The organism is Roseateles sp. GW821-FHT03B02, assembly GCF_059421025.1.
Map to the genome: position 1 here is coordinate 1,187,923 of NZ_JBWKUV010000001.1, position 26,640 is coordinate 1,214,562.

Genomic DNA, 26,640 nt, shown 5'->3' on the forward strand with positions numbered 1-26,640 from the left:
AGCGTGCCGATGTGACGAAGGCATGGGTGATGATGCCGGCCATGCTGTCTGGCCTGTTGTTCGCCCTCGCCGCCGGGCTGATGTGGGGGCTGGTGTTTGTCGCGCCCGTGATGTTGCCGGGCTATGCCCCCGCCTTGCTGACAGTGGGCCGTTACCTGGCCTTCGGCCTGGTCGCGCTGCCGCTGGCCCTGGCCCTGGACCGGCGGGCACTGCGCGAGCTGCAGCCCGGCGATTGGCGGGAAGCGGCCAGGCTCAGCGCCATCGGCAACTTTCTGTACTACCTCTGCCTGTCGGCCGCCATCCAGCGCGCCGGCGCGCCGCTGCCGACGATGATCATCGGCACGCTGCCGGTCGTCATCTCCGTCTGCGCCAACCACCGCAACCGCGTGCGCGACGGCCATCTGCCCTGGCTCAAGCTCGCGCCGTCGCTGGCGTTGATCGCCGCCGGGCTGGCCTGCGTGAACCGGGACGAACTGGCCGTGCTGCAGGCCCAGGCCGGCGACCCGCGCCGCTATGCCGAGGGCGCTCTGCTGGCCATCGCGGCGGTGGCCTGCTGGACCTGGTACCCCATCCGCAATGCCGACTGGCTGCGCGCGCACGCCGACCGCAGCCCGCGGGCGTGGGCTACGGCACAGGGCCTCGTGACGCTGCCGATGGCGCTGGCCGGCGCCGTGCTGCTGGGTGCGCTGCACCTGGCGGCGCCCGGCACGCTGATCCCGGCCGGCTACACGCCGCCGCTGGGCGAGAAGCCATGGGCCTTCATCGGGCTGATGGCCGCCATCGGCCTGTGCTCGTCCTGGCTGGGCACGCTGTGCTGGAACGAGGCCAGCCAGCGGCTGCCGACCTCGCTGTCGGGACAGTTGATCGTCTTCGAGACGCTGGCCGCGCTGGCCTATGCCTTCGCTTGGACGGGCCGCCAGCCGCCGCCGGGCACGCTGGCAGGCGTCGCGCTGCTGGTGGCCGGCGTCGTCTGGGCGCTGCGCATCAGGCCGGTGAAAACACCTCAATGACGCGCCGGCCGTCGAAGCCGTCGGCCTCGCCGCGCCGGCTGTGGCCGCGGGCATTGCTGACGACGCGGGTGGCGCCGATCCGGTAATCGTGGCGGCAGTGCAGATGGCCGTGGACCCACAGGCTGGCGCCGGGCAGCAGGGCTTCGTCGTCGTTGCAGAAGCTGGCCGTGCCGGGCTGGCGGCCGTAACGCGGGTCGGCGCTCTTCAGGCTGGGCGCGAAGTGGGTGATTGCGACGGTGGTGTCCCAGTCGCTCGTCGTGTTGCCTCGCGCGAGCTCGCCGGCAAGCCAGGCGCGCTGTTCCAGCGCCAGCGCGCGCACGGCGTCCACGTCGAAGGGATCGCCGTGGCGCGTGGACTGCATGACCTTTTGGAAATAGCCGCCGGCCCGCATCGCGCGCTCGCGGCCCGCGGGGCCGAAGGCGTCGAAATCGCACCAGCGCGTGCAGCCGACGAAGCGCACGCGCCGGCCCTGGGCATCGGTCATGACGACGGACTCGTCATCGAGCATGCGCAGGCCGACGGCCTTGACGTGAGCGCGGAGCGTCTCGCGGGCCTCATCGACGTCGCGCAGGTCGTACTCGTGGTTGCCCGGCACGAAGAGCACCGGCACCGGCCAGCCGCGGAAGAGCTCGAAGCTGTGCCAGGTCGCGTCGATGTCACCGGCGAGGATGAGCAACTCGGCCCCGGGCGCCGGCGTCGGCTGGTAGGACTCCGTTTCGAGGTGCAGGTCCGACAGGAGCTGCAGGCGCATCAGTTGGAACCGTGGCAGACCTTGTACTTGCGGCCCGAACCACAGGGGCAGGGGTCGTTGCGGCCGACCTTGGGCGTGTCACGCTTGATGGTCTCGACGCGGTAGCGCTCGGCCTCGGTCAGGTCGGCCAGGTCGGCCACCGTGACGACGAGTTCCTCGATGGCTTCGTCCAGATCCTTCAGCGGGTGCTCGCGGTTCAGCGTCGCGACGACTTCCTTTTCCTCCGGCGTCTCGGCCGGCAGGTGGCGGTAAAGCCGCGCTATCGCGGCGGCGACGTCGTCATTGGACATCTCCGCCAGCTCGGGGAAGCACAGGGCGGCGTGCTGGAAGCCGGCCACCCAGGGCATCAGCGCACGCGAAATGGGGCCCAGCGCGTCGTAGCTGGCGCGGGCCGAGCGCTCTTCGTCGCTGGCGTCCTCGGGCAGGGGTTCGGGTTCCTGTTCCTCGTCGACATCGAGGATGACAGGGTCGAACCAGCCGTCCTCGACGAGGCTGCGGTTCAGCGCGGCGTGGCGGCGCTCGACGAGCTGGGTCAGCTTGTCCAGCCAGGCGGCGTCCACGGTCTCGGGCAGCAGGCCGCCGTCGTAGTCAAAGATGTTGGGCAGCCATTCGTCGCTCTCGATGAGGCGGGGCTGCACGATGACGCCACAGAGATAGCCGTCGAGCATGGAGGCGTCCAGCGGCTGCAGGGGCTCGGGCGTGGCGGCGAGGAGTTCGTCGAGTTCGGCGAACTCGGCGTCGGTGAGGTCATGGGTGCTCATGGGCCCGGATTGTCGGGGTTTGCTCCGGCCGGCGCGGCGTTTTGCGACCGCCCGATGCCCGGCGGCGGCTCATGTCGGCCTGCAATCGATGCCATCGATGTCATTCCACTGCCACATTGGTGTTTACCCAAATGACATCGATAACATTTGCCATCAAAGTCAAGTCCATCGAAAGTCGGCGACGGCCGCGACGGCTTTCGGGACGCACAACAACCATCGGAGACAAACATGCCCCATGCCACGCCGCGCGCCGGCACCCAGCGCTTGCGCCCCCAACTGATCGCCCTGGCCGCCGCCGCCCTGTGCGGCACCGCCTTCGCCCAGGAGGCCAGCCCGAGCGCCAAGCCCGCCGACAAGTCCCCCGAAGTCAAGGAACTCGAAGCCGTCGTCGTCACCGGCACGGCCCGCCGCGAAGGCGTGCGCAAGCTGGAAGCCGGCTTCTCGATCACGACCGCCACCGAAGAACAGATCAAGCAGGCCGCGCCCACCAGCACAGCCGACATCCTGAAGACCGTGCCCGGCGTCTTCGTCGAAACCTCGGGCGGCCAGGCTGGCGCCAACATCCGCGTGCGCGGCTTCCCGACGCCGGGCGACGGCCCCTACTCGACCTTCCAGCTCAATGGCGCACCGCTGTATCACCTGCCCACGCTGAGCTTCTTCGAACACTCCCAGCTCTTCCGCCTGGACGACACCATCGACCGCATGGAAGTGCTGCGCGGCGGCCCCAGCCCCATCTTCGGCAGCGGCCAGCCGGGCGTGACGGTCAACTTCATCCAGAAGGACGGCCGCAACCCAGAAGCCGGCCTGCGCGTCACCACCGGCACCGGCAACCTGAAGCGCGTGGATGGCGTCTACGCCGGCAAGCTCAGCGACCAATGGAACATCATGGTCGGCGGCTTCTGGCGCGAGAGCGATGGCGTGCGCGACACGCAATTCCCCGCGGACAGCGGCGGCCAGGCCAGCGTGGTGCTGAGCCGCAAGCTCGACAACGGCAGCCTGCAGCTCTATGCGCGCGCCCTGCGCGACCGCAACGCCTTCTTCACGGCGATTCCCGTCGTCGGCTCAGCCGACGGCAAGAGCGCGTCCAGCTACCCCGGCTTCAACGCCAGCAAGGACTATTTCTACGGCAACGAGCTGCGCAACATCGTGCTCGAGACCGGCCGTGCCTCGGGCCGCACCCTGCCCAATGGCAAACCCGAGATCATGCGCAGCACGGTGACCAAGGACCTGGCCGACGGCCGCGGCGCCGACGTGCAGACCTATGGCGCCAACCTCGACACCAAGCTCGGCGACTGGACGCTGACCAACAAGCTCAGCCACACGACGGGCGACACGCCGACCTACGCGCTGTTCTCCGGCGCCAACCCGCAGACGCTGTCGAGCTACATCACGTCGCAGGTCACCGCGGCCAATGCCGATGCCGCCGTCGTCGCAGCCGCCGGCCGCGTCGCCACCACGGGCACCGCCACCTTCACCAATGGCGGCGGCGCGGTCACGGGCACCACGCCCGTCATCGTCAACGGCATGTGGGCCGTCGACAAGGCGCTGCGCTCGACCAGCAACGAGACCCGCCTGTCCCGCGAGATCGCCCCGGGCAACAACCTGACCCTGGGCCTCTATCTCGCCGGCTACAGCTCGCATGACATGTGGACCCTGGGCCAGGCCCAGCTGATGACGGTGCAGTCCCATGCCCGCCTCGTCGACGTGATGCTGGACAACGGCGTCAAGGCCTCGCGCAACGGCTATGTCTCGCCGCCCTTCTCCTTCGACCTGGACGCCAGCTACAGCGGCAACACCCGCGCCTTCTTCATCGCCGACGAATGGCAGCTGACCAAGGAGCTGCGCGTCGACCTCGGCGCCCGCCGCGAGACCCAGCGCATCACCGGCACCATCGCCAACGTCAGCAATGGCGACCTCGATGCCGACCCGACGACGATCTACAACAACAACCTGGCCTACTTCAACGGCACGAACACGCTGATCGACAGCAAGCTGAGCCGCAGCTCCTTCACCGGCGGCGCCAATTACGCCTTCACGCGTGACTTCAGCGCCTTCGTGCGCGTCAACAAGGGTCATCGCCTGCCCGACTTCGACGTGCTGCGCGGCCGCGGTGCCAACGAGAGCCGCGACTCGGTCGAGGACATCACGCAGTTCGAGATCGGCCTGAAGACAGCCACCAAGCTCTACAGCGCGTTTCTCACGGCCTACCAGAACAAGCTGACCAACTCGCAGACCCAGCAGTTCACCAATGCCGGCAATGTCGTGCTGCGGCCCAACAGCAAGGCCTCGGGCGTGGAGTTCGAGCTGGCGCTGCGCCCCGGCTACGGCTTCGAGATCGCGGCAACGGGCAATCTGCAGGACGCCAAGTACAAGGACTTCCAGCAGTTCAGCGGCAACCGCGTCGAGCGCGCGCCGAAGTTCCAGGCCCGCCTCACGCCCAGCTGGCAGACGCAAACGGGCTTTGGCCAGCTGCGCACCTTCGCCACCTTCAGCCATGTGGGCGAGCGCTTTGCCGACCAGACCAACACGCTGAAGCTGCCGGCCTACCGGACGATCGATGCGGGCGCCGTGTTCTCCATGGACAACGGCCTGGAAGTGCGCCTGACCGGCACCAACCTGACCAACAAGGTCGGCCTGACGGAAGGCAACTTCCGCGTGCCGGGCCAGGGCGTGGGCCAGGACGGCGTCTTCCTCGCGCGGCCGCTGTTCGGCCGGGCCTATGAGCTGAGCGTCGGCTTCCAGTTCTGACGAGGCGCCAAGATGGCGACGCCTGAACTCCAAGCCCCACTCGACATGACCACCACTTCCATCCCCCTGTCGAGCGGCGGCCTGCGCATCAGGCTCGCCATCATCCTGACCTACATGCTGTTCGGCGCGCTGCTGAACAGCGTGGGGGCGGTCAACCTGCTGGTCGTGCAGACGCTGGGTGTGCCACGCGCCGAGGCCGCCCTGCTGGACGCTTGGAAGGACCTGCCCATCGCGTTCACGTCCTTCCTCGTCGCCTCGCTGCTGCCACGCCTCGGGCTCAAGCGCGCCATGCTGCTGGCCCTCGCAGCCGTCGGCGCGGCCTGCCTGGCCATGCCGGTGCTGTCGGCCTTCTGGGCCATCAAGCTGCTGTTCTGCACGCTGGGCGCGGGCTTTGCCCTGGTCAAGGTGTCGGCCTATTCCATGATCGGCCTGGTCACCCAGGACCGCGCCGGCCATGCGCGCTTCACCAACCTGCTCGAAGGCCTGTTCATGGTCGGCGTGCTGGGCGGCTTCCTGCTGTTCAGCCAGGCGGCGCACTCCCAGGGCCAGGCCTGGCTGCAGGTCTACAACATCCTCGCCGCGCTGGCCGCCGGCGCCTTCGCGCTGCTGCTGTTCAGCCCGCTGGACGAAGGTCCCATCCAGTCGCCCGACACGACGCTGCGCGAAGACCTCGTCGCGATGGCGCCGCTGCTGAAGCTGGCCCTGGTCGTCGTCTTCCTGCTGTCGGCCTTCCTCTATGTGCTGATCGAGCAGGGCATCTCGACCTGGCTGCCCAGCTTCAACAACGAGGTGCTGCATCTGCCCACGGCCATGAGCGTGGGCCTGGCGGTCATCATGCCGGCCACCACCGCGCTCGGCCGCCTGACCAGCGCCGCCGTCATCGGCCGCCTGGGCTGGTTTGCCGTCGTCATCGCCTGCCTGGTCGGCATCGCGGCACTCATCCTCATCGCCCTGCCGATGGCGAAAGGCGCCCAACCGTTGACGGGCGATGTCGACTGGCTCAATGCCCCGCCCGCCGCCTATCTGCTGCCGCTGACCGGCCTGCTGCTCGCGCCCATCTACCCGGCCATCAACTCCGCCATGCTGAGCGCGCTGCCGCAGCGCCGGCACGCGGCCATGACCGGCCTCATCGTCGTCTTCTCGGCCCTCGGCGGCACGCTGGGCAGCTTCATCACCGGCCGCCTGTTCGTCGCCTTCGACGGCACCACCGCCTTCGGCCTGCTGCTGGTGCCCGTCGCGGCGCTGGCGGTCTCGCTCACCCGGCTGCGCCGGCATCTCGTGTCATGACTTCCCGCTCCCAACGCCCCGGCGACCTGTTCGCCGCCGCGCCCATGCATACCGTCGCCCCGGCCCGCAGCACCACCGCCACGCCGCACGAGCTGTACGACGAACTCTTCGTCGCCGTGCAGATGACGCACGTCTTCGGCGACGGCAAGAGCTTTGTCGACGCCCGGCCCCGGACCGCGCCGGACCTGATCCGCGCCCGCTTCGAGGCCGAGCGCCGCCTGCCGGGCTTCTCGCTGCCGGACTTCGTGCACGCCCACTTCGAGCTGCCCGGCCACGAAACCCCCGTCGGCCCGCGCCTGGGCATCCGCGAGCACATCCAGGCCCTGTGGCCACTGCTGGTGCGCGAGCACCCCCAGGCCCAGGACGGCGAGAGCCTGCTGGCCCTGCCGCGCCCCTACGTCGTGCCGGGCGGGCGCTTCCGCGAGCTGTACTACTGGGACAGCTACTTCACGATGCTGGGCCTGGTGGCCGATGGCCGACGCGACTTGGCCGAGCACATGCTCGCCAACTTCGCCCACCTGATCGCCACGCACGGCTTCATCCCCAACAGCAGCCGCAGCTACATGCTGAGCCGCAGCCAGCCTCCCTTCTTCTTCCGCATGGTCGAGCTGCTGCACGCCGACGACCCCGCCGCCGGCTTCGCCACCCATCTGCAGTCGCTAAAGACCGAGCACGCCTTCTGGATGGCCGGCGAGTCCACGCTGGCACCCGGCCAGGCCCACCGCCGCGTCGTGCGCACGGCCGACGGCGCCCTGCTGAACCGCTACTGGGACGACCGCAGCACGCCGCGCGAGGAGAGCTGGCGCGAGGACGTGCTGACGGCCGACGCCGCGAAAGGCCGCATGCCCCCCGACGTCTGGCGCGACCTGCGCGCCGGCGCCGAGAGCGGCTGGGACTTCTCCGGCCGCTGGTGCGCCGACCCTGCCGACATCGCCACGATCGAGACGACGGCGCTGGCACCCGTCGACCTGAACGCGCTGCTGGCCGGCCTGGAGGCGGCCATCGCCCTGGGCGCCGCGCGCGGCGGCGACACCGCCACGGCGCAGGCCTTCGAAGCCCGCGCCACAGCCCGCCGCCAGCTGCTGCAGACCCGCTTCTGGCGTTCGGACGCCGGCCACTTTGCCGACCTGAACTGGCGCCAGTCCGGCGACCCACGCCCGCTGACGGCCGCCGCCCTGGTGCCGCTCTACCTCGGCCTCGCGACGCAGGCGCAGGCCGACGCCATGGCCGCCCAGGTGCAGCGTCATCTGCTCGGTGCCAACGGCCTGCTGACGACCGCGCTCACGACCGGCCAGCAGTGGGACGCGCCGAATGGCTGGGCACCGCTGCAATGGATGGCAGCCCTCGGCCTGGCCCACTACGGTCACGAAGCACTGGCGCGAGATATCGCGAGCCGCTGGTGCGCCAGCGTCCACCGCGTCTATCTCGCCACCGGCCGCCTGCTGGAGAAATACGACGTCGCCGAGGACCGGCCCGGCGGCGGCGGCGAGTACGAGACGCAGGACGGCTTCGGCTGGACCAACGGCGTCTACGTCGCCTTCCAGCATGGCCTGCTGAAAAGCCCCGCCCCCTGAGCCTCGGGGTCGGCCGCAGATCGGCCCGTCATGACCTCGGGCTAAGCTGGCGCCCGTCATGCCCGCCGACACGCCCGCGCTCAGCCCCGCCGCCCTCGCCCGCTGCATTCCCTTCGTCGTCTTCATGGCGCTGCTGGCCCTGCGCGGCTATCTGCCGGCCGACTTCGGGCTGGACGCGCGCTGGATCTACGGCGTCCAGACCCTCGTCGTCGCCGGCCTGCTGGCCTGGTATTGGCGCGACTACGGCGAGCTGGTGCGGCAAAACCTGCCCGAGGCCCGCGAGGCGGGCTGGGCCGTCGTCGTCGGCATCGCCGTGTTCGCGATCTGGGTGCAGCTGGACGCGTCCTGGATGCAGCTCGGCACGGCCACCGCCGCCTTCGTGCCGCTGGACGCCGACGGACGCCTGATCTGGTCCCTCGCCGTGCTGCGCCTGGCCGGCGCGGCCCTGGTCGTGCCCGTCATGGAGGAGCTGTTCTGGCGCAGTTTCCTGATGCGCTGGGTGCAGCACCCCGGCTTCGAGCGCGTGGACCCGCAGACCGTGGGCCTGCGCGCGGTCGTGGCGTCCACCTTCGTCTTCACTCTGGCTCACACGCTGTGGCTGGCCGCTGTCGTGGCCGGCCTGGCCTATGCGTGGCTCTACCGCCGCACCGGCAAGCTCTGGACCGCCGTCATCGCGCACGCGGTGACGAACGGGCTGCTGGGCATCTGGGTCATCGCGACCGGCCGTTGGGAGTTCTGGTAAGGCCCAACCCGGGGCGTTCGAGATCCCGGAAGGCCTCGAACACCCACGACCGCAGCCCGATGACGACGCTGTAGGGCCGCTTGTCGGCCGAGGGCAGCTTCTGGTCCAGCAGGTGCTGGCGCGCGAAGTCGTCCGCCGCGCGCTGCAGCCGCTCGGCCAGTTCGCGCGCGTGCCCTGCGCCGAACTCGCCGTGCACCAGCGTCAGCAGCTCGCCCTCGCCATCGAAGCCGCCTGCGAAGAAGTCGGCCATGACCCGCTCGCGAAAGAAGGTCATCACCGGCCCTTGCGGGCGCCAGCGCAGCGTCTTGGCGACCTTGAGCTTGTAGCGGTTTTGCGGGCGCAGCTCGATGACGCCCAGGCGGTCCAGCTGGGCCAGGGCCGCGACGGCATCCGCCTCGCTGATGCGGTAGCGCGCCAGCACGTCCTCCAGGACCCAGTGGCTCAGGCAGCAAATCGCGACGAGCAGCAGTTTGGGGTCGGCCACCACGGCGCGCTCCTGCTCCAGGCTCAGCTCTCGCAGGGCCGGCGCTTGGGCTGCGAGACGCCCGGCCAGCTCGGCGAACTCCAGCTTCAGCACGCGGCAGATCTCGTCCACGCGCGACAGCGGCATCTCCCCGCCCGGCGCCAGCATGCGTTTGACGCTGGACTCCGACAGGCCCAGCGCGTCGGCCAGCTCGGCATAGCTCAGCCCCTGCGTCTTCAGCTCGGCCTTGATCAGGGCCACCAGCGATTGCGTGCTCGACATGAGGCGCGACGGTAGCGCATGACGACACCGTCGCGGGCCATGAGCCGCCCTTTTCCGCCCGGCGCGGCGTTGCCGGGTCGCGTCAAACGCTACTTTTCGGCGCTTGCCACGCGCCTCGGAACTATTCCCGAGGCCGCCGCCGCCGGCTTCACGCAAGATCGCGGCCATTTCCACCCACGCCAACACGACACCACCATGGCTCAAGTTCACATCCGCCGCGACACCGGCGCCTGGCGCCTGCAGGTCTGGGTCTCCTTCGGCCTCAGCGTCATGCTGTGCGGCTCGGGGCTGGCCTGGCTGCCGGGGCAGGACCTGGACCGTGCCTTCATGGTCATGGGCTATGTGTTCTGCCTGTCCACGGCCTTCGCGCTGGCCAAGTTCATCCGCGACAACCAGGCCGCCCAAGTCGACACGCCGATGTGGCGCCTGGTCGTCTGGACCGGCTTCGCGCTGGCCATGGGCCTGACCGGCTGGGGCCTGTGGCGCATGGAGATCCAGCCCGTCTGGAAGGCTTACCTGGGCGTCAGCTGGCTCTATCTGATCTCCAACGTGTTCACGCTGGCCAAGATGCTGCGCGACGCCCATGAGGCCGACATGCTCGAAGCCCGCCTGCAAGGCCGCCGCGAGGCCGCGATGCAGGCCGACGCCGGCACCCAGTAACGCCAGGAGCCCGACATGAAGCACTTGTTCGCCACCACCACCCTGGCCCTGGCCGCCGCCGCGCTGGCGCTGCCGGCGCAGGCCCAGTCCGAGGTCAGCCTGGCCGTGTCGATGGCCCCCGTCGTGCTGTCGGTCGGCGCGGTCAGCGCCACCGGCGGTGCGTTGAGCGCCGTCCCCGCCGGCCTGCTGTCGGCCGGCGTGACGCTGGTGGTCGTCAGCGTCGAGCTCGTCGGCGGCGCGACCATCTGGGTGCTGGAGCGCGCCAGCGACGGCGCCCGCATCAGCCTCAAGGTGGCCGGCAAGCTGGCCGAGGGTGTCGTCGTGTCGGCCGGCGCGACGGTGGCGGTGTCGGTCATCGGCACCGGCACGCTGCTGTCGGCCGCGGGCCAGGTCATTGCCTTCATCCCCAACGAGATCGGCAAGGCCCTGCTCTACAACGAACAGGTGAGCCGTTGAGGCTGGCCCTGGCCCTCGCCGCGCTGGCCCTCGCCACGCCGGCCCACGCCGGCCGGCCCTGCGACGAGAAGCCCCCCACGCGCCGGCAGGTCGAGCAAGGCCTGAACCTCGCCCAGGCCACGGCCCGCCAGCTCGACGCCAGCGGCGCCCAGGTCGTCGTGCTGGCGCGGGCGGGGCAGGACCTAGGCAAGTACGGCCTGCGCTGGTCGCACCTCGGTTTCGTCTACCGGCAGGACGACGGCGTCTGGCGCGTCATGCACAAGCTCAACCACTGCGGCACCGACCACGCGGCCCTGTACCGCCAGGGCCTGGGCGAGTTCTTCCTCGACAACCCCTACCGCTACGAGGCCGCGTTCGTCGTGCTGAGGCCTGAGCTGCAGCAGGCCCTGCTACCGGTGCTGGCCGACAACGCCCGCGTCACCCGCTTCAACGAGCGCCGCTACAGCATGGTGGCCTATGCCTTCGGCACCAGGTACCAGCAGAGCAACCAGTGGGTGCTGGAGACACTGGCCGGCGCGGCGGCACCCGGCGTCGTCAGCCGGCGCGCCGCCCAGGACTGGCTGCAGAACCAGGGCTACCAGCCCACCGACCTGCACCTGTCCACGCTGACCCGCCTGGGCGGCCGCCTCACCCTGGCCAACATCGCCTTCGACGATCATCCGAGCGCGCGCCGTTTCAGCAGCCACATCGACACGGTCACCGTGGACTCGATGTTCGCGTGGCTGCCGCGCGCCGGTCTTTCACAAGCTCCCCAAACCGTCCAGCCATGAGCCAAGAACATCCCAACCAGTTCGCCCTGCTGGGCCAGCGCCGCTTCGCGCCCTTCTTCTGGACGCAATTCCTCGGCGCCGCGAACGACAACGTCTTCAAGTTCGCCTTCACGCTGATGATCACCTACCAGCTGCAGCTGGAATGGCTGCCGCCCAAGATGGCTGGCCTGGTCATCGGCGCGCTGTTCATCCTGCCCTACGTCCTCTTCTCGGCCACCAGCGGCCAGCTGGCCGACAAGCACGACAAGGCGCGGCTGATGCAGCTCGTGAAGAGCCTGGAGATCGCCATCATGGTGATCGCAGCCTGGGGCTTCTACGCCGCCAACGTGCCGGCACTGCTGAGCTGCGTCTTCCTGATGGGCCTGCACTCCACGCTGTTCGGCCCGGTCAAGTACGCCTACCTGCCCCAGCAGCTCAGCGAGCGCGAGCTGACCGGCGGCAACGGCATGGTGGAGATGGGCACCTTCGTGGCCATCCTGCTGGGCCAGCTGCTGGGCGGCATCCTCGTCGACACGCCCGTCGTCGGCCCGCAGCACGTGGCCTGGGCCTGCCTGGCGCTGGCCATCGCCGGCCGCGCCACCGCTCAGGGCATTCCCGCCAGCCCGTCCACCGACCCGGATCTGGTCATCAACTGGAACCCCTTCACCGAGACCTGGCGCAACCTCAAGCTCGCCCACGAGGGCGTCGCGGTGTTCCGCTCGCTGCTGGGCATCTCGTGGATGTGGTTCTTCGGCGCCGTGTTCCTCTCCAACTTCCCGGCCTTCGCCAAGGAGGTGCTGCACGGCAGCCCGCAGGTCGCGTCCCTGCTGCTGGCGGTGTTCTCCATCGGCATCGGCATCGGCTCGCTGCTGTGCGAGATGCTGTCCAAGCGCCATGTCGAGATCGGCCTGGTGCCGCTGGGTGCCATCGGCATGAGCGTGTTTGCCATCGACCTCTATTTCGCGGCGACCGGCCTGCCTGCGGCCGAGCCCTACAGCGTCGGCGCCTTCCTCAGCGTGGCGGCGCACTGGCGCGTGCTGGCCGACCTGACGCTGCTGGCGCTGTTCGCCGGCCTGTACAGCGTGCCCATGTACGCGCTGATCCAGCTGCGCGCCCAGCCCAGCCACCGCGCCCGCATCATCGCGGCCAACAACATCCTGAACGCCGTCTTCATGATCGCCAGCTCCGTCATCGCCGGCGCCATGCTGGGCGCGGGCCTCTCCATCCCGCAGGTCTTCCTCGCGGTGGGCATCGCCAACGCGGTGGTGGCCTTCTACATCTTCCTCATCGTGCCGGAGTACCTGCTGCGCTTCGTGGCCTTCGTGCTGACGCGGCTGGTCTACCGCTTTCGCATCGTCAACGACGAGCGCCTGCCCACCACGGGCGCCGCGGTGCTGGTCTGCAACCACGTCAGCTTCGTCGACGCGGTGCTGCTGATGGCCGCAAGCCCGCGGCCGATCCGCTTCCTGATGGACGCGCAGATCTTCCGCATCCCCGTGCTGGGCTGGATGTTCAAGCTGGCCAAGGCCATCCCGATCGCGCCACAGAAGACCGACCCGGCCACCTACGAAGCCGCCTTCACCGCCGCTCGCGCCGTGCTGGCGGACGACGAGATGGTCTGCATCTTCCCCGAGGGCGGCATCACACGCGACGGCGAGCTGCAGCCCTTCAAGGGCGGCGTCATGAAGCTCGTCGAGGGCCTGCCTGAGGTGCCCGTCATCCCGATGGCGCTGGGCAATCTGTGGGGCAGCTTCTTCTCGCGGGTGGAGGGCGGCCAGGCGATGGTCAAGCCGCTGCGGCGCGGCATGTGGAGCCCCGTCAGCCTGACGGTGGGCGAGCCGGTGCCGGTGGCCGGCATGTCCCCCGAGAGCTTGCGCGGCCGCGTGCAAGGCTTGCTGCAGGCCGGCGCATGAACCTGCTCGGGCGCGTCCTCGCCATCGCCGTGCTGGCCGTGGCAACGCTGGGCTTCGGCGCCATGGGCCTGTGCGGGGGTCTCTGGTCCGTGGCTGCCATTCCGGCGATGGTCATGTCGGGCGGCGGGGGCACCGTCGCCTTGCTGCTGCTGTCGCTGCCTTGCGCTTTCGGTGGCTTCTACATGGCCAAGCTGTGCGCGCGCAAATTGCAGGGCTTGACGCAAAGGTCTCCCACGGACGAGGAATCCCCATGACCCAAGACCCCGGCAGCCGGGCGCTGCGCTTGCTCACCCTGGCCGTGCTGGCCGTGGCCACGCTGGGCTTCGGCGCCGCCGGCCTGTGCGGCGCGGCATTCACGCTGATGTCACTGCCCGACATGTTCTCCAACCGCACCGAGAACTACGCCGGCGCCGCACTCGTCATCGCCGTGCCCAGCCTGCTGATCGGCGGCGGCCTGGCCTGGGCCTGCGGGCGCCTGCTGTGGCGCATGTTCAAGCGCCAGCCTTGATCGCCGAGGCCACCACCGCCGGCTGGGCGCACAGCGGCTTCGCCTGGGCCGGCATGGCGCTGGGCGCCGCGATGTGGCGCGCCAGGCTGCGGCGCCAGCCCACGGGCGGCGCGCTGGCGCCGGGCAACTTCGCCGTGCTGGTGGGCCTGCTGGTCGGCGCGGCGCTGGGCAACAAGCTCGTCTTCCTCATCGAGCGGCCCGACGTGGCCTTGGCGATGTGGCAAGGCCAGGCGGCCTGGCCCGGCCAGAGCATCGTCGGCGGCCTGCTGGGCGGGTTGATCGGCGTGGAGATCGCCAAGAAGTTCACCGACCAGACCCGCAGCACCGGCGACGCGATGGTGCTGCCCATCGCCATCGGTCTGGCCATCGGCCGCATCGGCTGCTTCCTCGCCGGCCTGCATGACGACACCTACGGCCTGCCCACCGCCTTGCCCTGGGGCGTGGACTTCGGCGACGGCACGCCGCGCCACCCGACCCAGCTCTACGAGATCGCCGTCGTGCTGCCCCTGGGCCTGGCGCTGCACCGCGCGCGCTTCGCCACGCCGGGCCTGGCCTTCAAGCTCTTCCTGGGCGGCTATCTGCTGTGGCGCTTCGCCGTCGAGTTCCTCAAGCCCGTTCCCGTCGCCTGGCCGCTCGGGCTGTCGGGCATTCAATGGACCTGCCTCGCCGCGCTGGCCGTCTACCTGCCCCTCACGCTGCGGGCCGCCCGCAGGACACCATGACCCGCAAAGTCCGCCCCTATCTTTTCTACGACACGACACAGTCCGTCTGCACCACCTGCCTGCGCCCGGTGGAGGCCAAGATCGTCATCAAGGACGACCAGGTCTACATGGACAAGTGGTGCCCCGCGCACGGCACCGAGCGCGTGCTCGTCAGCGACGACGCGGCGTACTACCGGCAGTGCCGCGAGGTGTTCGTGAAGCCGCCCGAGATGCCGCAGCGCTTTGCGACGCCCATGAAGTACGGCTGCCCCTACGACTGCGGCCTGTGCCCCGACCACATGCAGCACAGCTGCCTGTCCCTCATCGAGATCAGCGATCACTGCAACCTGCGCTGCCCCACTTGCTACGCGGGCTCGGGGCCGGAGCGGCTGACGCACCGCACGATGGACGAGGTGGTCGCCATGCTGGACGCCGTCGTCGCCAGCGAGGGCGAGGCCGACGTGGTGCAGATCTCCGGCGGCGAGCCCACGCTGCACCCGCAGTTCTTCGACATCCTCGATGCCGCCCGCGCCCGGCCCATCAAGCACCTGATGGTCAACACCAACGGCCTGCGCATCGCCCAGGACGCGGCCTTTGCCGAGCGGCTGGCGGGCTACGCACCGGGGCTGGAGGTCTATCTGCAGTTCGACTCGCTGAAGCGCGAGGCACTGATGGACCTGCGCGGCGCCGACCTGCGCCGGCCGCACGACGAGGCACTCGCGCGGCTGGAGGCGCTCGGCCTGTCCACGACGCTGGTGATGACCGTGAAGCGCGGCGTCAACGACGACGAGATCGGCGACGTCATCCGCCACGGCCAGAGCTACGCCTGCGTGCGCGGCGTGACGCTGCAGCCCATCCAGAATGCCGGCCGCGTCGAGGCCTACGACGCGGCGAAGCACCGCCTGACCGTCAGCGAGCTGCGCCGCCGCATCGCCGAGCAGAGCGGCATCTTCACGCCCGCCGACGTGCTGCCCGTGCCCTGCAACCCCGACACGCTGGCCATGGCCTATGCCTTGCGCGGCCCCGACGGCCTGGTGCCGCTGACGCGCTACCTCGATGCCGCGACGCTGCTGTCCGGCGACCGCAGCACCATCGTGTTCGAGGGCGACCCGGCGCTGAAGGCCTCGGTCTTCAAGCTGTTCTCCACCAACCACTCGCCCGAGAGCCAGTCCAACTGCCTGTCCGAGCTGCTTTGCTGCCTGCCGAAGATCGCCGCGCCCCAGCTCAGCTACCGCGACGTCTTCCGCGTGCTCATCGTGCAGTTCATGGACGCGCAGTCGCTGGACATCCGCGCGCTGAAGAAGAGCTGCATCCACATCGCGCAGCCGGACGGGCGGCTCATCCCCTTCGAGGCCTACAACCTGTTCTACCGGGACGGCCGCGCGCAGCAGCTGGCGGACATCCGCGCCGAGCTCGACCACGCCCGCGCCCTGCGGACGGCCGCGGGCTTGCAGATCCATCCGGCCTGAGCGGCCGCGCGGGCCGGTCCTGCGGATCAGTTCACGGAGGTCGCCACTGGCGCAGGGCGGCGTGCCGCCATTTCGCGGCCAGGCGCGTAACAATCGATTTCAACGTCCTCAGACCTGGAGTCGGGCACCCGTGTGCCCGCGCAAGCAAGATGAAGTCATTGCTCTTCGCGTTGGCCGCCTTCGGGCTGGCCCTGTCGGCATCGGCGCAGCCGACCGAATACCGCTTCTCGCCCGTGAACCAGGCCAACATCGCGACGGCGGCGTCCTACTGGAACCCCATCGTGGCCTATGTGTCGGAGAAGAGCGGCGTGAAGCTCGTGCTCAAGCTCGGCCGCACGTCCGCCGACACCACCTCCTACGTGCTGGCGCAGGAGGTGGACTTCGCCTTCACCAACCACCTCTTCAGCCCCGAGCGCGAGCAGCTCGGCTGGAAGGTCTTCGGGCGCCGCAACACGCCTGCGCCGCACGGCCAGATCGTCGTGCCGGCCGAGTCGCCCGTCACCGACCTGGCCCAGCTCGAAGGCAAGGAAGTGGGCTTCCCCGGCCCCGAGGCCTTCATCGCCTACAAGACCACCTACGCCCAGCTGCTGCAGCGCAAGATCAACGTGCGCACGGTCTTCGGCGGCAACATGGACGGCGCCTTCGCCCAGCTCTTCAGCGGCAAGGTGGCGGCCGTGGGCGCCAACTCCCAGCTCGTCGAGGGCTACACCAAGCGCGAGGGCCGCAAGTTCCGCGTGCTGTGGAACTCCGAGCCCTATCACGACCTCGCGCTGATGGTGGCGCCCAAGGTGCCCGAGCGCGACGCCCAGGCCGTGGCACGGGCCTTCGTCGGCATGGCCAGCGACCCGCAGGGCCGCGACATCCTGGCCAGCGCCAACAAGCTCATCGGCCTGCCCCCGGATGCCGTCTTCATCGCCTCCGACGGCCGCGAGTACGCCTCCTACCGACGTTTCTACCAGACGGCCCCCGTGGCGCTGCGCTGATCCCCGGCGCCGACTGCGACCCCCGATGCGCAGCCTCGCCGCCCTGCTGCCCCGCTCGCTGCTGAGCCGGGTCATGCTGCTCTATCTGGCAGCCCTGCTGCTGCTGGGGATGCTGGGCTTCGGCGCCTTCCTGGCCTACGAGATCCGCTCGAACCTGGACGATGCCGAGGCCGGCTCGCAGGCGCTGTCGGCGCTGCTGACGCCGGCCGTGTCGGATGCCGCCGTCATCGGCGACTACGACACCATCAAGCGCACGCTGGACCGCGCCATCGCCCACCCGCTGTTCGAGCGTGCCGCCTTCATCGACCTCAAGGGCGTGCGCATCGAGGTCGTGCGCCAGGACCGCCCCAGCCCGACGCCGCCGGACTGGCTGGTGCACCGCGTGGCGGCCGAGCTGGACGCCGTCAGCGCGCCGCTGGTCGTCGGCGGCCGCGACTACGGCATCACCCGGCTGCACATCTGGAGCGAGCGCATCGCGGCCGACATCTGGCAGGTCATGCGCATGGGCCTGGCCCTTGCCCTGTTCGGCCTGCTGGCCGGCGCGGCCCTCGTCTGGTGGCCGCTGCGGCGCTGGCTGGGGCATCTGGCGCGGCTGCAGACGCTCGGCGCCCAGCTGCGCCAGGGCGAATCGCAGATCCAGCCGCTCAGCGCCGTCGAGGCGCCGCTGGAGTTCCAGCGCACCTTCGAGGTCCTCAATCAGGTGGCCGCTTCGCTGCAGGCCGAGCGCGCCCAGGCCGCCGTCACGCTGGCATCGATCGCCGAGGGCGTGGCGGCCGTGAACCGCCCGGGTGAGGTCGTGCTGGCCAACCCGGTGCTGGGTCATCTGCTGGGCCAGCCCAGCCAGGCCTTGCTAGGGCAACCGGTCGCCGGCCTGTTGCCCGAACTCGCCGAGGGCCTGCAGGCGCCGGGCGAAGGGTGGCACGGCCGCCGCTTCGAGCGCGGCGACCAGGTGCTGGAAGCCAGCCTGACGCTGGTGCGGGACGAGCAGGGCGAGGCCGCCGGTGCCGTGCTCGTGCTGCGCGACGTGACCGAGCAGCAGGCGCTGGAAGACCAGCTGCGCGCCGAGCTGGCCGCGCGCGCCCACGCGATGCAGACCATGAGCGAGCTGCTTGGCTCGGCAGGCTCGCCGGCCGACGCCCGGCAGGTGAACGCCGTGGAAGCCCTGTCGCGCCAGGTGGGCGACCTCGTCGTGCGCCTGCGCCTGCAGGCCGACCAGCTGCACGCCATCTTCAACCTCAGCCCCGACGGCTTCATCTCCTTCGACGCCGAGCGGCGCGTGCAGTACGTCAGCCCCGCCTGCGCGCTGCTGACGGCGCTGGGCAACCGCCAGGTGCTGGGCCAGGACGAGGCCGGCCTGGAGGCCTTGCTGCAGGGCCGCATCGAGCATGCCGACAGCCAGCGCCCGCTGCGCCTGCAGGACCTGCGCGACCAGCCGCGCACCGTGCAGATGGCCCGGCCCATGCCGCGCATCCTGAGCTTCGCGCTGCACGACGGCGGCGGTGCCCAGACCTCGCAGATGCTGCATATCCGCGACGTCAGCCAGCAGTTCGAGCTGGACCGCCTGAAGAGCGAGTTCCTGACCACCGCGGCCCACGAGCTGCGCACGCCGATGACCAGCATCTTCGGCTTCTCCGAGCTGCTGCTGCACCGCACGATGAAGCCCGAGGTGCAGGCCGACCTGCTGCAGCGCATCCACCGCCAGAGCAAGGCCATGGTGGACATCCTCAACGAGCTGCTGGACCTGGCCCGCATCGAGTCACGCCGCGCGCTGGACTTCGAGTTCGCGCCGGTCTGCCTGCGGGACCTGGTGCGCCAGACCGTCGGCGACTTCGGCGCCCCTGAGGGCCGCGCGCCCGCCGAGCTGCAGCTGTGCGAGCCGGCGCCATGGGTGCAGGTGGACGCCAGCAAGCTGGGCCAGGCGCTGCGCAACCTGCTGTCCAACGCCTACAAGTATTCGCCCGGCGGGGGCCGCGTAAGCGTGCGCGTGCTGCCCCCGGCCGCGGGTCATGCGGGCATCGAGATCGAGGACGAGGGCATCGGCATGACGCCCGAGGAACTGGCCCACGTCACCGAGCGCTTCTACCGCGCCGACAAGTCCGGCGCCATTCCCGGCACGGGCCTGGGCATGGCCATCGTCAAGGAGATCGTCGAGCTGATGGGCGGCACGCTGCATCTGGCCAGCGAACCGCAGCGCGGCACGCGCGTGACGGTGCGGCTGCCGACGATCCCCGCACCCTAGGCGCGACGCAGGACCCGCCGCCAGCGGCGGCGCAGGCCGGCCTTCATGGCCCGCGCCGTGCGCCACACGGCGCTTGCGCGCACCCAGGCCAGCAGCTCGGTCTTCCAGGCGGTCCAGCGCGCATGCAGGCGGGCGAACCAGGGCAGCTGCATCAGCGCCGGCTGGATGAGCTGGAACAGCCAGGCCAGCAAGGCCGTGCCGACCAGCTTGGCCGCGATGACGACGCCCACGCCCAGCACGATGCGCCCCTGGGCCACCAGCCACAGCGCCGCGAGCTTGACGGGCAGGATCAGCAGGCTGGGCAGCAGCAGCACGACGAAGGCCCAGCGCGGCGGCAGCCGCTTGAGCAGGACCTCGACCTGCCGGATGACCGGCAGCCGGGCCAGCAGCGCGAAGGCCCGCCGCAGCGGCTCCCAGCCCCATTCCTCGAAGAGGATGAGCAGCGCGAAGACGACGCGGAACAGCCAGCGCAGCGGGGCGAGAAGGAACTTCAGCATGCGGCCATCTTCAGCGGGCAGCCCGGCCGGTGACGAAGGTCAGACCCCGCGCGCGCGGTCGGCGTGGAACCGGGCCCGCCAGGCCTCGAAACGGCCGGCGTCCAGCGCGTCGCGCATCTCCTGCATCAGAGCCAGGTAGTAGTGCAGGTTGTGGATGCTGGTCAGCATCGGGCCGAGCATCTCGCCACAGCGGTCCAGGTGGTGCAGGTAGGCACGGCTGAAGCCGGTGCAGCATTCGCACGTGCAGGTCTCGTCCACCGGCTTCTCGTCGGCCTTGTAGCGGGCATTGCGCAGGCGCAGGTCGCCGAAGCGCGTGAACAGATGGCCGTTGCGCGCGTTGCGGGTGGGCATCACGCAGTCGAACATGTCGATGCCCTGGCTCACGCCCTCCACCAGATCCTCCGGCGTGCCCACGCCCATCAGGTAGCGCGGCTTGTTGGCCGGCAGCTGGTGGCCGGTGTGTTCGAGGATGCGCTGCATCTCCGCCTTGGGCTCGCCCACGCTCAAGCCCCCGATGGCGTAGCCCGGCAGGTCCAGCTCGGCGAGCCCCGCTAGCGACGCATCGCGCAGGTGGGTGAACATGCCGCCCTGCACGATGCCGAACAGCGCGTTGGGGTTCTCCAGCCGGTTGAACTCGGTGATGCAGCGTTTGGCCCAGCGCAGGCTCAGCTCCATCGACGACTTGGCCTCGCGCTCGGTGGTGAGCACACCCTTGCTCTCGTAGGGCGTGCACTCGTCGAACTGCATGACGATGTCGCTGTTCAGCACCGTCTGGATCTGCATGCTGACCTCGGGGGTCAGCAGCAGCTTGTCGCCGTTCACGGGCGAGGCGAACTTGACGCCTTCCTCGCTGATCTTGCGCATCGCGCCCAGGCTCCAGACCTGGAAGCCGCCGGAGTCGGTCAGGATGGGCTTGGTCCAGCTCTCGAAGCGGTGCAGGCCGCCGAACTGCCTGACCACGTCCAGGCCCGGCCGCATCCACAGGTGGAAGGTGTTGCCGAGGATGATCTGCGCGCCCATCTCCTGCAGCGAACGAGGCGTGACGCCCTTGACCGTGCCGTAGGTGCCCACGGGCATGAAGATGGGCGTCTGCACGACGCCGTGGTTGAGCGTGAGCGTGCCACGGCGCGCGCGGCCTTCGGTCTTGAGGAGTTCGAACTTCAGCATGGGGGCGTGATTGTCGCAGCGGGGTTGGCATCAGGGTTGCAATCGATGCCAGGCTTCATCCCCTCGCACTAGGCTGGACGCGAATCCCGTCTACACCCACTATCGGCACATGCTTCAAGCGCCGACCCACGCCCTGCTGGCCGGACTACTGCTGGCCTGGACCGGCCTGGCCGCCCAGGCCTGCGGGCCCTACACCGCCGCGCTGTATCCCTACGCCCGCTTCTACTACGAAGACCCCAGGCTGGGCCCCAGCGGCATCGACAAGGACATGTTCGACGAGCTGTCGCGCCGCTCCGGCTGCCAGCTGCGTACGGTGGTGGAGTCGCGCGTGCGCATCTGGGACCAGATGCGCCGCGGCCTGGTGCAGCTGACGCTGTCGGCCATTCCCAGCCCCGAGCGGCGCGAGATCGCCGAGATGGTCCCCTATGCCCAGGGCCGCTATCACGTGCTGATGCGCCGCGAGCTGGCGGCGCGTGTGCAGAACATCCCGGCCTTCGAGGCCGACACGGCGCTGAAGCTGCTCGACGTGCGCGGCTACGTGCACGGCCCGACCATCGACGCCTGGGTGCTGCGCCTGCGCAGCCAGGGGCGCCTGATCGAGACCGGCGACTTCAAGACCGCCGCGCGCATGCTGCGCGCTGGCCGGGCCGATGCGCTGCTGGCCCTGCCCAGTAGCTGGGGCACGGCCATGGCCGCCTTCGACGACCCCGACGAACTGGTGGCCGTCGACGTCACGCCGGGCGAGCGCAGCGCCGTCGCGCTGGCCATGGCCCACGCCATGCCGGAGGCAGACCGCCTGCGCCTGCGCCGCGCACTGCAGGCCATGCTGGCCGACGGCAGCGTCCTCGACATCCTGCGCCGTCACCTGGGCGAGAAGGCCGCACGCGGGGCCATGTACACCGGCGACTGACGGCAGGGCGCGCGGACAATCGCGCCATGTCCCTGACCCTGGCCGCCCCGGCCTTGCACGAACTCGTCGTCAAGAAGAGCCGCTTCCTCGGCCGCGTGGAGCCCTGCGCCGACCGCGCGGCGGCGCTGGCCCGCGTCGCGGCGCTGCGCGCCGAACATCCCGGCGCCGCCCACGTCTGCTGGGCGCTGCTGGCCGGCGGCCACTCGGCCGCCAACGACGACGGCGAGCCCGGCGGCACCGCCGGCCGGCCCATGCTGGACGTGCTGCGCCACCAGGGCCTGGACGGCGTGCTGGCGACCGCCGTGCGCTACTGGGGCGGCGTCAAGCTCGGCGCCGGCGGCCTGGTGCGGGCCTACACCGACTGCATCGCCCAGGCGCTGCTGACAGCCGAGAAGGTCGAACGCGTGGCGCAGGTGGAACTGGGCTGCGAGCTGCCCTACGAGCTGGAGGGCCGGCTGCGCCGGCTGGCCGAGCAGCATGGGGCGCAGCTCGTCGACGCGCGGCACGAGGCCCGCGTGCACATGCGCTTCACCCTGCCAGTCACGGCGCGGGCAGCCTTCACGGCGGCCGTCGACGAAGCCGCTCAGGGCCGCGTGGCCTGGGCCCGCGAGAGCAGCATCGCGTCGCCGTAGCTGAAGAAGCGGTAGCGCTGCGCGATGGCGTAGCGGTACAGCGCCATGACCAGCTCATGGCCGGCCAGCGCACTCACCAGCATCATCAACGTGCTCCTGGGCAGGTGGAAGTTGGTGACCAGCCGATCCACCACGCGGAACTCGAAGCCCGGCGTGATGAAGATGTCGGTCTCGCGGGCGCCGGCCTGCAGCTCGCCGCCACGCGCAGCAGACTCCAGGGCGCGCAACGTCGTCGTGCCGACGGCGACGACACGGCCGCCCCGCATGCGGCAGGCAGCGACGGCATCCACCGTGGCCTGCGGCACCTCGAACCATTCGCTGTGCATCTTGTGCTCGTCGAGCTTCTCGACGCGCACCGGCTGGAAGGTGCCGGCCCCCACATGCAGCGTCACATGCGCGCGCTCCACGCCGCGCTGCGCCAGGCGAGCCAGCAAGGCCTCGTCGAAATGCAGTGCCGCCGTGGGCGCGGCCACGGCACCGGGCTCCTTGGCGAACACGGTCTGGTAGCGGCGCTCGTCATCGTCGCTGTCGGCATGGGCGATGTAGGGCGGCAGCGGCACATGGCCATGCGCCTCCAGCAGCGCGAACGGGTCGCCGGCGAAGCGCAGGTGGAAGAGCCCGTTGTCGGGCCCGCAGCGGCCCAGCACCTCGGCATCGAAGGCATCGGCAAAACGCACGCGGCTGCCCGGCTTGGGGCTCTTGCTGGCGCGCAGATGCATCCAGACCTCCTGCGTGCCCGGCAGCACGCGCTCGACCAGGGCCTCGACCGAGCCGCCGGTCGCTTTCATGCCGAACAGGCGTGCCTTGATGACGCGCGTGTTGTTGAACACCAGCAGGTCGCCCGGCGCCAGCAGCTCCGGCAGCTCGCGGAACACGCGGTCCACCGGCTCCGTGCCCGTGGCATCCAGCAGGCGCGACGCGCTGCGCTCGGCGGCAGGGTGCTGGGCGATCAGCTCGGGGGGGAGGTCGAAATCGAAATCGGCGACCGTGTGGGCCGGCGGGGCGGGGTGGCTCATGAGCGCTTGAGGGCCGGACAGACCCGTGCCAAACCAAAGGGGAGGCGGATTCTCCCATCGCCCCGGCTTGACGCAGCTCAAGGCAGTGCCGCCGGCGCGGTGCCAGCATGAGCACAAGGAGCTTCCATGACCACTGCCCTCACCCCCGGACAGCACGCCCTGCTGGAAAACGAACTGCAGATCGCGCGCCAGCGTGCCCAGGCCGCGCTGCAGGCCCAGCGCGAAGGCGGCGACCGCATTGCCCATGCCGCCGCGCTGCTGGCGGACGACCCCCATGACCTGCGCGAGCACGGGGCCGACCGCGAGCTCGACCAGGCGCGCGACGACCACCTGCTGGCCGAACTGCAGGCCATCGACGACGCGTTGCTGCGGCTGAAGACGCCCGGCTACGGCCGCTGCGTCGACTGCGCCGCCGTCATTCCCTTCGACCGGCTGCAGCGCCAGCCCCAGGCCCTGCGCTGCGTCGACTGCCAGACCACTGCCGAAGCCGCCCACTGACATCCCCCAGGAGATCCCAGATGTTCCACGCCGTCGTCCACCTCGACCACCACCACGCCCAGGTGCTGCATTTCGACGCCCATCAGGTGCACGCTGCCCGCATCGAGCCGCATGACCGGCGCGCCCATGGCCATGACGAGCACGCCGAACACGCGCTGTTCGAAGCCATCTGCCAGGCCGTGCAGGACACGCCCGAGGTACTGGTGACGGGCTCGCACATCGTCATCAGCCAGTTCCGCCACTACGTCGAGGCCCACCGGCCCAGGCTGGCTCCGCGCATCGCCGACTACCGTCCCGCCGCCGAGCTGAGCCAGGGCCAGCTGCTGGCGATGGCGCGCCAGTTCTTCCTCGCCCACGACCGCATGGCCGGCGTGCCCACACCGAGCTGAGCCGGCGCCGAGACGGCCGGCCGCGGGAAATCGCACGCCCGCAGCCGCCGGCTGCAAAGGCTTGTCATCCTGGCGACCTAGACTCGCCCGGACCCAGCCCTTGCCGACGTGAAACGCCGCTCCTGCCTCGCCCTGCCCGCCCTCCTCGCTGCGCGACCCGCCGTCGCCGACGAGGCCGTGCTGCTGGGCATCACGGAAAATCTGCCGCCGCTGAACTACCAGGACGACGGCGGCCCGCAGGGCTTCAGCGTCGAGCTGCTGCGCATGATGGCGGTGCAGGCCGGCATCAAGCTGGAGCTGCAGGTGCTGCCCTGGCAGCGCGCCATGCAGGCGGCCGAGGCCAACGCCCGCAGCGTGCTGTTCTCGCTGACACGCACGCCCGAGCGCGAGGCCCAGTTCCAGTGGGTGGGGCCGATCGCGCAACGCCGCATCCTGCTCTACAAGCTGGCCAGCCGCGGCGACCTGCAGCTGACGCAGCTGAGCGAGCTGGGCGGCGCCCGCATCGGCGTCGTGCGCGACTCCGCTGCCGACAAGCAGCTGCAGGCCGCCGGGCTCAAGCCGGGCCAGCAGCTGGAGCACGGCCTGGACGACGCCACCAACGTGCGCAAGCTGCTCGCCGGCCGCATGGAATACGTGGCCCTGCTGGACTGGGCCGCCGCCTGGAACCTGCGCCAGCTGCAGCTGCCCTACGGCACGCTGCAGCCGGTGATGGAACAGGACGCGACGCGCAGCTATTTCTACGGCCTGCGCCCCGACGCCGACCCGGCCCTGGTGCGCCGGCTGCAGGCGGCGCTGGACGCGCTCAAGCGCGACGGGCGCTACGAGAAACTGCGGCAGCGCTATTTCCGCTGAACGCGATCAGCCGGCGAGCTGCTGGTGCACGCGCTGCGCCAGCGGCTGCAGCTCCGTGGAGGGCTGGGCGCTCAACGCATAGCCGAACTCGCCGTCGGCCCAGTACAGCGTCGTGCGGCCATCCTGCTGCAGCAGCCGGAACTCAGCGCCCGCCGGCGTGGCGCCCGGCGCGAACACGGCCACGTACAGCGTCAGCCGGTCGCCATCGGCGTTCTCGTACATGAACTGGGCGCGCGGGCTGCCGGGCTGCGCCGCGTCGCCGGGCAGCAGGCGGCCGCCCAGCAGGGCGTAGCCGCGGTCGGTCAGCACGGGCACCTTGAGCGGGCGGCCGAGGCGCTTGCTGAGCCATTGCACGAGGTGGGCCTGCTCGGCGGCCGACACCTCCACCGGATGGCGCTTCTCGGCGCTGTAGACGGCAAAGGCCACACCGGCCTCACGGGCGAACTCGGGCACGCCCGCAGCACGGCCGGCGAAGGAGGCGGCCGGCCAAGCCGGGGCGCCAGCGTCGTGGCGCCCCCACTGGTAGCCGCCTGTGAGGCCCAGCGCCAGCAGCAGGCCCGCGGCCAGGGCCTGGGGCAGATGGCCGCGCCAGCGCTGGGACGCGGCTGCGCGCAGCACGATGCCGCCGAGCTCGGGGGGCGTGTCGTCCAGCGGCCAGTCGCGCGCCAGGCCCCGCAGCGCCTGGCGCTGGGCCTGCCATTGGGCCACGCGGGCTGCGGCCTCTGGGTCGGCGCCCAGCTGCTCCAGCACGGCCACGCGCTCCTCGGGCGGCAGCAGACCGTCGACGAAGGCATGCAGCCGGGCCTCCTCGGCGGACAGCGCGGGCGGAGAGGCGGCGTCGGTGGGGGGGGTGGGGGAACTCATCGCTTCATCCGCGTCAGGGGCACGATCTGGGCACCGGCGCGCGCCGCCGGCGCAAGGCGCAGCCGCAAGGCTTCACGCCCCCGATGCAGGCGCGACATGACGGTGCCGGCCGGCACACCCAGGATCTCGGCGGCCTCGGCGTAGGTGTACTCCTCGACGATCACCAGCAGCAGCACCGCGCGCTGGCCCGGCGGCAACGCGGCGAGGGCGCGTTCCAGGTCCAGCCGCTCGCCGGCCGGCGCGGCCGGGTCGGGCCGCTCGGGCAGCCCGTCCAGCGCCGCGTGACCGTCGTCGAGGTGCCAGTCGCGCAACTGGTTGAGGTGCAGGTTGTGCATGATGGACAGCAGCCACGACCGCAGCGCCGTGCCGGGGCGCCACAGGCTCCACTTGCGGCAGGCGCGCTCCAGCGTGTCCTGCACCAGGTCGTCGGCCCGCGTGGCGTCGCCGGTCAGCAGCCGGGCATACCGGCGCAGGGCCGGGATGTGGGCAAGCAGCTGTTCGACGGCCACGCCGAGCGTC

28 protein-coding genes are annotated in these 26,640 nt (G+C 70.5%); 20 read left to right on the forward strand and 8 right to left on the reverse strand.

Features of this window, described 5'->3' with window-relative positions:
- The first annotated feature begins 41 nt into the window (after positions 1–41).
- On the forward strand, positions 42–1,010 hold the full coding sequence (locus AC07VX_RS05275) for a DMT family transporter (RefSeq protein WP_493163824.1): 969 nt from the start codon (positions 42–44) through the stop codon (positions 1,008–1,010).
- Here the strand turns inward: AC07VX_RS05275 and AC07VX_RS05280 are convergent.
- Positions 985–1,761, reverse strand: coding sequence for a metallophosphoesterase (locus AC07VX_RS05280; RefSeq protein ID WP_493162722.1), 777 nt, complete (start codon positions 1,759–1,761; stop codon positions 985–987). The two genes, AC07VX_RS05275 and AC07VX_RS05280, sit on opposite strands and share 26 nt — an antisense overlap.
- Positions 1,761–2,522, reverse strand: a complete 762-nt coding sequence (locus AC07VX_RS05285) for a UPF0149 family protein (protein WP_493162721.1) — start codon at positions 2,520–2,522, stop codon at positions 1,761–1,763. Before AC07VX_RS05285 ends, AC07VX_RS05280 begins: the two co-directional genes overlap by 1 nt.
- A 228-nt stretch (positions 2,523–2,750) precedes the next feature.
- On the opposite strand from AC07VX_RS05285, the gene AC07VX_RS05290 reads away from it, so the two are divergent.
- Genes AC07VX_RS05290 through AC07VX_RS05305 form a run of 4 tightly spaced genes read left to right on the forward strand, consistent with a single transcriptional unit; the run spans position 2,751 to position 8,873 of the window.
- Entirely contained in the window at positions 2,751–5,270 is a 2,520-nt protein-coding gene (locus AC07VX_RS05290; protein WP_493162720.1) for a TonB-dependent receptor, read from the forward strand.
- 45 nt (positions 5,271–5,315) lie between these two features.
- On the forward strand, positions 5,316–6,557 hold the full coding sequence (locus tag AC07VX_RS05295) for an MFS transporter (RefSeq protein WP_493162719.1): 1,242 nt from the start codon (positions 5,316–5,318) through the stop codon (positions 6,555–6,557).
- A complete protein-coding gene (treF, locus tag AC07VX_RS05300) occupies positions 6,554–8,131 on the forward strand; it encodes an alpha,alpha-trehalase TreF (protein ID WP_493162718.1) in 1,578 nt (525 codons plus the stop codon). The genes AC07VX_RS05295 and treF overlap by 4 nt, the downstream gene beginning before the upstream one ends.
- Before the next feature lie 58 nt (positions 8,132–8,189).
- On the forward strand, positions 8,190–8,873 hold the full coding sequence (locus AC07VX_RS05305) for a CAAX prenyl protease-related protein (RefSeq protein WP_493162717.1): 684 nt from the start codon (positions 8,190–8,192) through the stop codon (positions 8,871–8,873).
- Here the strand turns inward: AC07VX_RS05305 and AC07VX_RS05310 are convergent.
- On the reverse strand, positions 8,842–9,618 hold the full coding sequence (locus tag AC07VX_RS05310; RefSeq protein WP_493162716.1) for a helix-turn-helix domain-containing protein: 777 nt from the start codon (positions 9,616–9,618) through the stop codon (positions 8,842–8,844). The two genes, AC07VX_RS05305 and AC07VX_RS05310, sit on opposite strands and share 32 nt — an antisense overlap.
- Before the next feature lie 195 nt (positions 9,619–9,813).
- Here AC07VX_RS05310 and AC07VX_RS05315 point away from each other — a divergent pair, with 195 nt between their 5' ends.
- The 10 genes from AC07VX_RS05315 to AC07VX_RS05360 all read left to right on the forward strand — a co-directional run bounded on the left by AC07VX_RS05315 (position 9,814) and on the right by AC07VX_RS05360 (position 19,296).
- Complete coding sequence (locus tag AC07VX_RS05315; protein WP_493163823.1) at positions 9,814–10,278, forward strand: YiaA/YiaB family inner membrane protein; 465 nt, start codon at positions 9,814–9,816, stop codon at positions 10,276–10,278.
- 15 nt (positions 10,279–10,293) lie between these two features.
- Complete coding sequence (locus AC07VX_RS05320; protein WP_493162715.1) at positions 10,294–10,734, forward strand: hypothetical protein; 441 nt, start codon at positions 10,294–10,296, stop codon at positions 10,732–10,734.
- Entirely contained in the window at positions 10,731–11,504 is a 774-nt protein-coding gene (locus AC07VX_RS05325) for a DUF2145 domain-containing protein (RefSeq protein ID WP_493162714.1), read from the forward strand. Before AC07VX_RS05320 ends, AC07VX_RS05325 begins: the two co-directional genes overlap by 4 nt.
- Positions 11,501–13,396 (forward strand): MFS transporter, encoded by a 1,896-nt coding sequence (locus AC07VX_RS05330; RefSeq protein WP_493162713.1) that lies wholly within the window; start codon positions 11,501–11,503, stop codon positions 13,394–13,396. The genes AC07VX_RS05325 and AC07VX_RS05330 overlap by 4 nt, the downstream gene beginning before the upstream one ends.
- Entirely contained in the window at positions 13,393–13,650 is a 258-nt protein-coding gene (locus tag AC07VX_RS05335) for a hypothetical protein (RefSeq protein ID WP_493162712.1), read from the forward strand. The genes AC07VX_RS05330 and AC07VX_RS05335 overlap by 4 nt, the downstream gene beginning before the upstream one ends.
- Positions 13,647–13,904 (forward strand): hypothetical protein, encoded by a 258-nt coding sequence (locus AC07VX_RS05340; protein ID WP_493162711.1) that lies wholly within the window; start codon positions 13,647–13,649, stop codon positions 13,902–13,904. The genes AC07VX_RS05335 and AC07VX_RS05340 overlap by 4 nt, the downstream gene beginning before the upstream one ends.
- Positions 13,901–14,626: a prolipoprotein diacylglyceryl transferase gene (locus tag AC07VX_RS05345; RefSeq protein ID WP_493162710.1), complete on the forward strand. Its 726-nt coding sequence runs from the start codon at positions 13,901–13,903 to the stop codon at positions 14,624–14,626. The genes AC07VX_RS05340 and AC07VX_RS05345 overlap by 4 nt, the downstream gene beginning before the upstream one ends.
- Entirely contained in the window at positions 14,623–16,074 is a 1,452-nt protein-coding gene (locus tag AC07VX_RS05350; RefSeq protein ID WP_493162709.1) for a radical SAM protein, read from the forward strand. The genes AC07VX_RS05345 and AC07VX_RS05350 overlap by 4 nt, the downstream gene beginning before the upstream one ends.
- Before the next feature lie 149 nt (positions 16,075–16,223).
- Positions 16,224–17,057 (forward strand): phosphate/phosphite/phosphonate ABC transporter substrate-binding protein, encoded by an 834-nt coding sequence (locus AC07VX_RS05355; protein WP_493162708.1) that lies wholly within the window; start codon positions 16,224–16,226, stop codon positions 17,055–17,057.
- 25 nt (positions 17,058–17,082) lie between these two features.
- Positions 17,083–19,296, forward strand: a complete 2,214-nt coding sequence (locus AC07VX_RS05360; protein ID WP_493162707.1) for a sensor histidine kinase — start codon at positions 17,083–17,085, stop codon at positions 19,294–19,296.
- Here AC07VX_RS05360 and AC07VX_RS05365 read toward each other — a convergent pair.
- Both AC07VX_RS05365 and tgt read right to left on the reverse strand, forming a co-directional pair.
- The gene (locus AC07VX_RS05365) at positions 19,293–19,793 is read right to left on the reverse strand and encodes a hypothetical protein (protein ID WP_493162706.1); all 501 of its coding nucleotides are present in this window, start codon (positions 19,791–19,793) and stop codon (positions 19,293–19,295) included. The genes AC07VX_RS05360 and AC07VX_RS05365 overlap by 4 nt on opposite strands.
- 39 nt (positions 19,794–19,832) lie before the next feature.
- Complete coding sequence (tgt, locus tag AC07VX_RS05370) at positions 19,833–20,960, reverse strand: tRNA guanosine(34) transglycosylase Tgt (protein WP_493162705.1); 1,128 nt, start codon at positions 20,958–20,960, stop codon at positions 19,833–19,835.
- Between the two features lie 109 nt (positions 20,961–21,069).
- Here tgt and AC07VX_RS05375 point away from each other — a divergent pair, with 109 nt between their 5' ends.
- Positions 21,070–21,870, forward strand: coding sequence for a substrate-binding periplasmic protein (locus tag AC07VX_RS05375; RefSeq protein ID WP_493162704.1), 801 nt, complete (start codon positions 21,070–21,072; stop codon positions 21,868–21,870).
- A gap of 26 nt (positions 21,871–21,896) precedes the next feature.
- Positions 21,897–22,502 (forward strand): IMPACT family protein, encoded by a 606-nt coding sequence (locus tag AC07VX_RS05380; protein WP_493162703.1) that lies wholly within the window; start codon positions 21,897–21,899, stop codon positions 22,500–22,502.
- Here the strand turns inward: AC07VX_RS05380 and queA are convergent.
- On the reverse strand, positions 22,454–23,518 hold the full coding sequence (gene queA / locus AC07VX_RS05385; protein ID WP_493162702.1) for a tRNA preQ1(34) S-adenosylmethionine ribosyltransferase-isomerase QueA: 1,065 nt from the start codon (positions 23,516–23,518) through the stop codon (positions 22,454–22,456). The two genes, AC07VX_RS05380 and queA, sit on opposite strands and share 49 nt — an antisense overlap.
- A 126-nt stretch (positions 23,519–23,644) precedes the next feature.
- Here queA and AC07VX_RS05390 point away from each other — a divergent pair, with 126 nt between their 5' ends.
- The 3 genes from AC07VX_RS05390 to AC07VX_RS05400 all read left to right on the forward strand — a co-directional run bounded on the left by AC07VX_RS05390 (position 23,645) and on the right by AC07VX_RS05400 (position 25,257).
- Positions 23,645–24,016: a TraR/DksA family transcriptional regulator gene (locus AC07VX_RS05390; RefSeq protein WP_493162701.1), complete on the forward strand. Its 372-nt coding sequence runs from the start codon at positions 23,645–23,647 to the stop codon at positions 24,014–24,016.
- Between the two features lie 20 nt (positions 24,017–24,036).
- On the forward strand, positions 24,037–24,405 hold the full coding sequence (locus AC07VX_RS05395; protein WP_493162700.1) for a hypothetical protein: 369 nt from the start codon (positions 24,037–24,039) through the stop codon (positions 24,403–24,405).
- Positions 24,406–24,513: 108 nt separating this feature from the next.
- A complete protein-coding gene (locus AC07VX_RS05400; RefSeq protein WP_493162699.1) occupies positions 24,514–25,257 on the forward strand; it encodes a substrate-binding periplasmic protein in 744 nt (247 codons plus the stop codon).
- A gap of 6 nt (positions 25,258–25,263) precedes the next feature.
- Here AC07VX_RS05400 and AC07VX_RS05405 read toward each other — a convergent pair whose 3' ends face one another.
- Both AC07VX_RS05405 and AC07VX_RS05410 read right to left on the reverse strand, forming a co-directional pair.
- Positions 25,264–26,121 (reverse strand): anti-sigma factor family protein, encoded by an 858-nt coding sequence (locus AC07VX_RS05405; RefSeq protein WP_493162698.1) that lies wholly within the window; start codon positions 26,119–26,121, stop codon positions 25,264–25,266.
- Entirely contained in the window at positions 26,118–26,630 is a 513-nt protein-coding gene (locus tag AC07VX_RS05410; RefSeq protein ID WP_493162697.1) for an RNA polymerase sigma factor, read from the reverse strand. Before AC07VX_RS05410 ends, AC07VX_RS05405 begins: the two co-directional genes overlap by 4 nt.
- Between the last annotated feature and the right edge of the window lie 10 nt (positions 26,631–26,640).

What these genes read in the sequence shown, in the direction of transcription:
- AC07VX_RS05275 (WP_493163824.1), top strand. Translation starts at nt 42, where the DNA reads ATGCTGTCTGGCCTGTTGTTCGCCCTCGCCGCCGGGCTGATGTGGGGG.
- AC07VX_RS05280 (WP_493162722.1), bottom strand. Translation starts at nt 1,761, where the DNA reads ATGCGCCTGCAGCTCCTGTCGGACCTGCACCTCGAAACGGAGTCCTAC.
- AC07VX_RS05285 (WP_493162721.1), bottom strand. Translation starts at nt 2,522, where the DNA reads ATGAGCACCCATGACCTCACCGACGCCGAGTTCGCCGAACTCGACGAA.
- AC07VX_RS05290 (WP_493162720.1), top strand. Translation starts at nt 2,751, where the DNA reads ATGCCCCATGCCACGCCGCGCGCCGGCACCCAGCGCTTGCGCCCCCAA.
- AC07VX_RS05295 (WP_493162719.1), top strand. Translation starts at nt 5,316, where the DNA reads ATGACCACCACTTCCATCCCCCTGTCGAGCGGCGGCCTGCGCATCAGG.
- treF (WP_493162718.1), top strand. Translation starts at nt 6,554, where the DNA reads ATGACTTCCCGCTCCCAACGCCCCGGCGACCTGTTCGCCGCCGCGCCC.
- AC07VX_RS05305 (WP_493162717.1), top strand. Translation starts at nt 8,190, where the DNA reads ATGCCCGCCGACACGCCCGCGCTCAGCCCCGCCGCCCTCGCCCGCTGC.
- AC07VX_RS05310 (WP_493162716.1), bottom strand. Translation starts at nt 9,618, where the DNA reads ATGTCGAGCACGCAATCGCTGGTGGCCCTGATCAAGGCCGAGCTGAAG.
- AC07VX_RS05315 (WP_493163823.1), top strand. Translation starts at nt 9,814, where the DNA reads ATGGCTCAAGTTCACATCCGCCGCGACACCGGCGCCTGGCGCCTGCAG.
- AC07VX_RS05320 (WP_493162715.1), top strand. Translation starts at nt 10,294, where the DNA reads ATGAAGCACTTGTTCGCCACCACCACCCTGGCCCTGGCCGCCGCCGCG.
- AC07VX_RS05330 (WP_493162713.1), top strand. Translation starts at nt 11,501, where the DNA reads ATGAGCCAAGAACATCCCAACCAGTTCGCCCTGCTGGGCCAGCGCCGC.
- AC07VX_RS05335 (WP_493162712.1), top strand. Translation starts at nt 13,393, where the DNA reads ATGAACCTGCTCGGGCGCGTCCTCGCCATCGCCGTGCTGGCCGTGGCA.
- AC07VX_RS05340 (WP_493162711.1), top strand. Translation starts at nt 13,647, where the DNA reads ATGACCCAAGACCCCGGCAGCCGGGCGCTGCGCTTGCTCACCCTGGCC.
- AC07VX_RS05350 (WP_493162709.1), top strand. Translation starts at nt 14,623, where the DNA reads ATGACCCGCAAAGTCCGCCCCTATCTTTTCTACGACACGACACAGTCC.
- AC07VX_RS05355 (WP_493162708.1), top strand. Translation starts at nt 16,224, where the DNA reads ATGAAGTCATTGCTCTTCGCGTTGGCCGCCTTCGGGCTGGCCCTGTCG.
- AC07VX_RS05360 (WP_493162707.1), top strand. Translation starts at nt 17,083, where the DNA reads ATGCGCAGCCTCGCCGCCCTGCTGCCCCGCTCGCTGCTGAGCCGGGTC.
- AC07VX_RS05365 (WP_493162706.1), bottom strand. Translation starts at nt 19,793, where the DNA reads ATGCTGAAGTTCCTTCTCGCCCCGCTGCGCTGGCTGTTCCGCGTCGTC.
- tgt (WP_493162705.1), bottom strand. Translation starts at nt 20,960, where the DNA reads ATGCTGAAGTTCGAACTCCTCAAGACCGAAGGCCGCGCGCGCCGTGGC.
- AC07VX_RS05375 (WP_493162704.1), top strand. Translation starts at nt 21,070, where the DNA reads ATGCTTCAAGCGCCGACCCACGCCCTGCTGGCCGGACTACTGCTGGCC.
- AC07VX_RS05380 (WP_493162703.1), top strand. Translation starts at nt 21,897, where the DNA reads ATGTCCCTGACCCTGGCCGCCCCGGCCTTGCACGAACTCGTCGTCAAG.
- queA (WP_493162702.1), bottom strand. Translation starts at nt 23,518, where the DNA reads ATGAGCCACCCCGCCCCGCCGGCCCACACGGTCGCCGATTTCGATTTC.
- AC07VX_RS05390 (WP_493162701.1), top strand. Translation starts at nt 23,645, where the DNA reads ATGACCACTGCCCTCACCCCCGGACAGCACGCCCTGCTGGAAAACGAA.
- AC07VX_RS05395 (WP_493162700.1), top strand. Translation starts at nt 24,037, where the DNA reads ATGTTCCACGCCGTCGTCCACCTCGACCACCACCACGCCCAGGTGCTG.
- AC07VX_RS05405 (WP_493162698.1), bottom strand. Translation starts at nt 26,121, where the DNA reads ATGAGTTCCCCCACCCCCCCCACCGACGCCGCCTCTCCGCCCGCGCTG.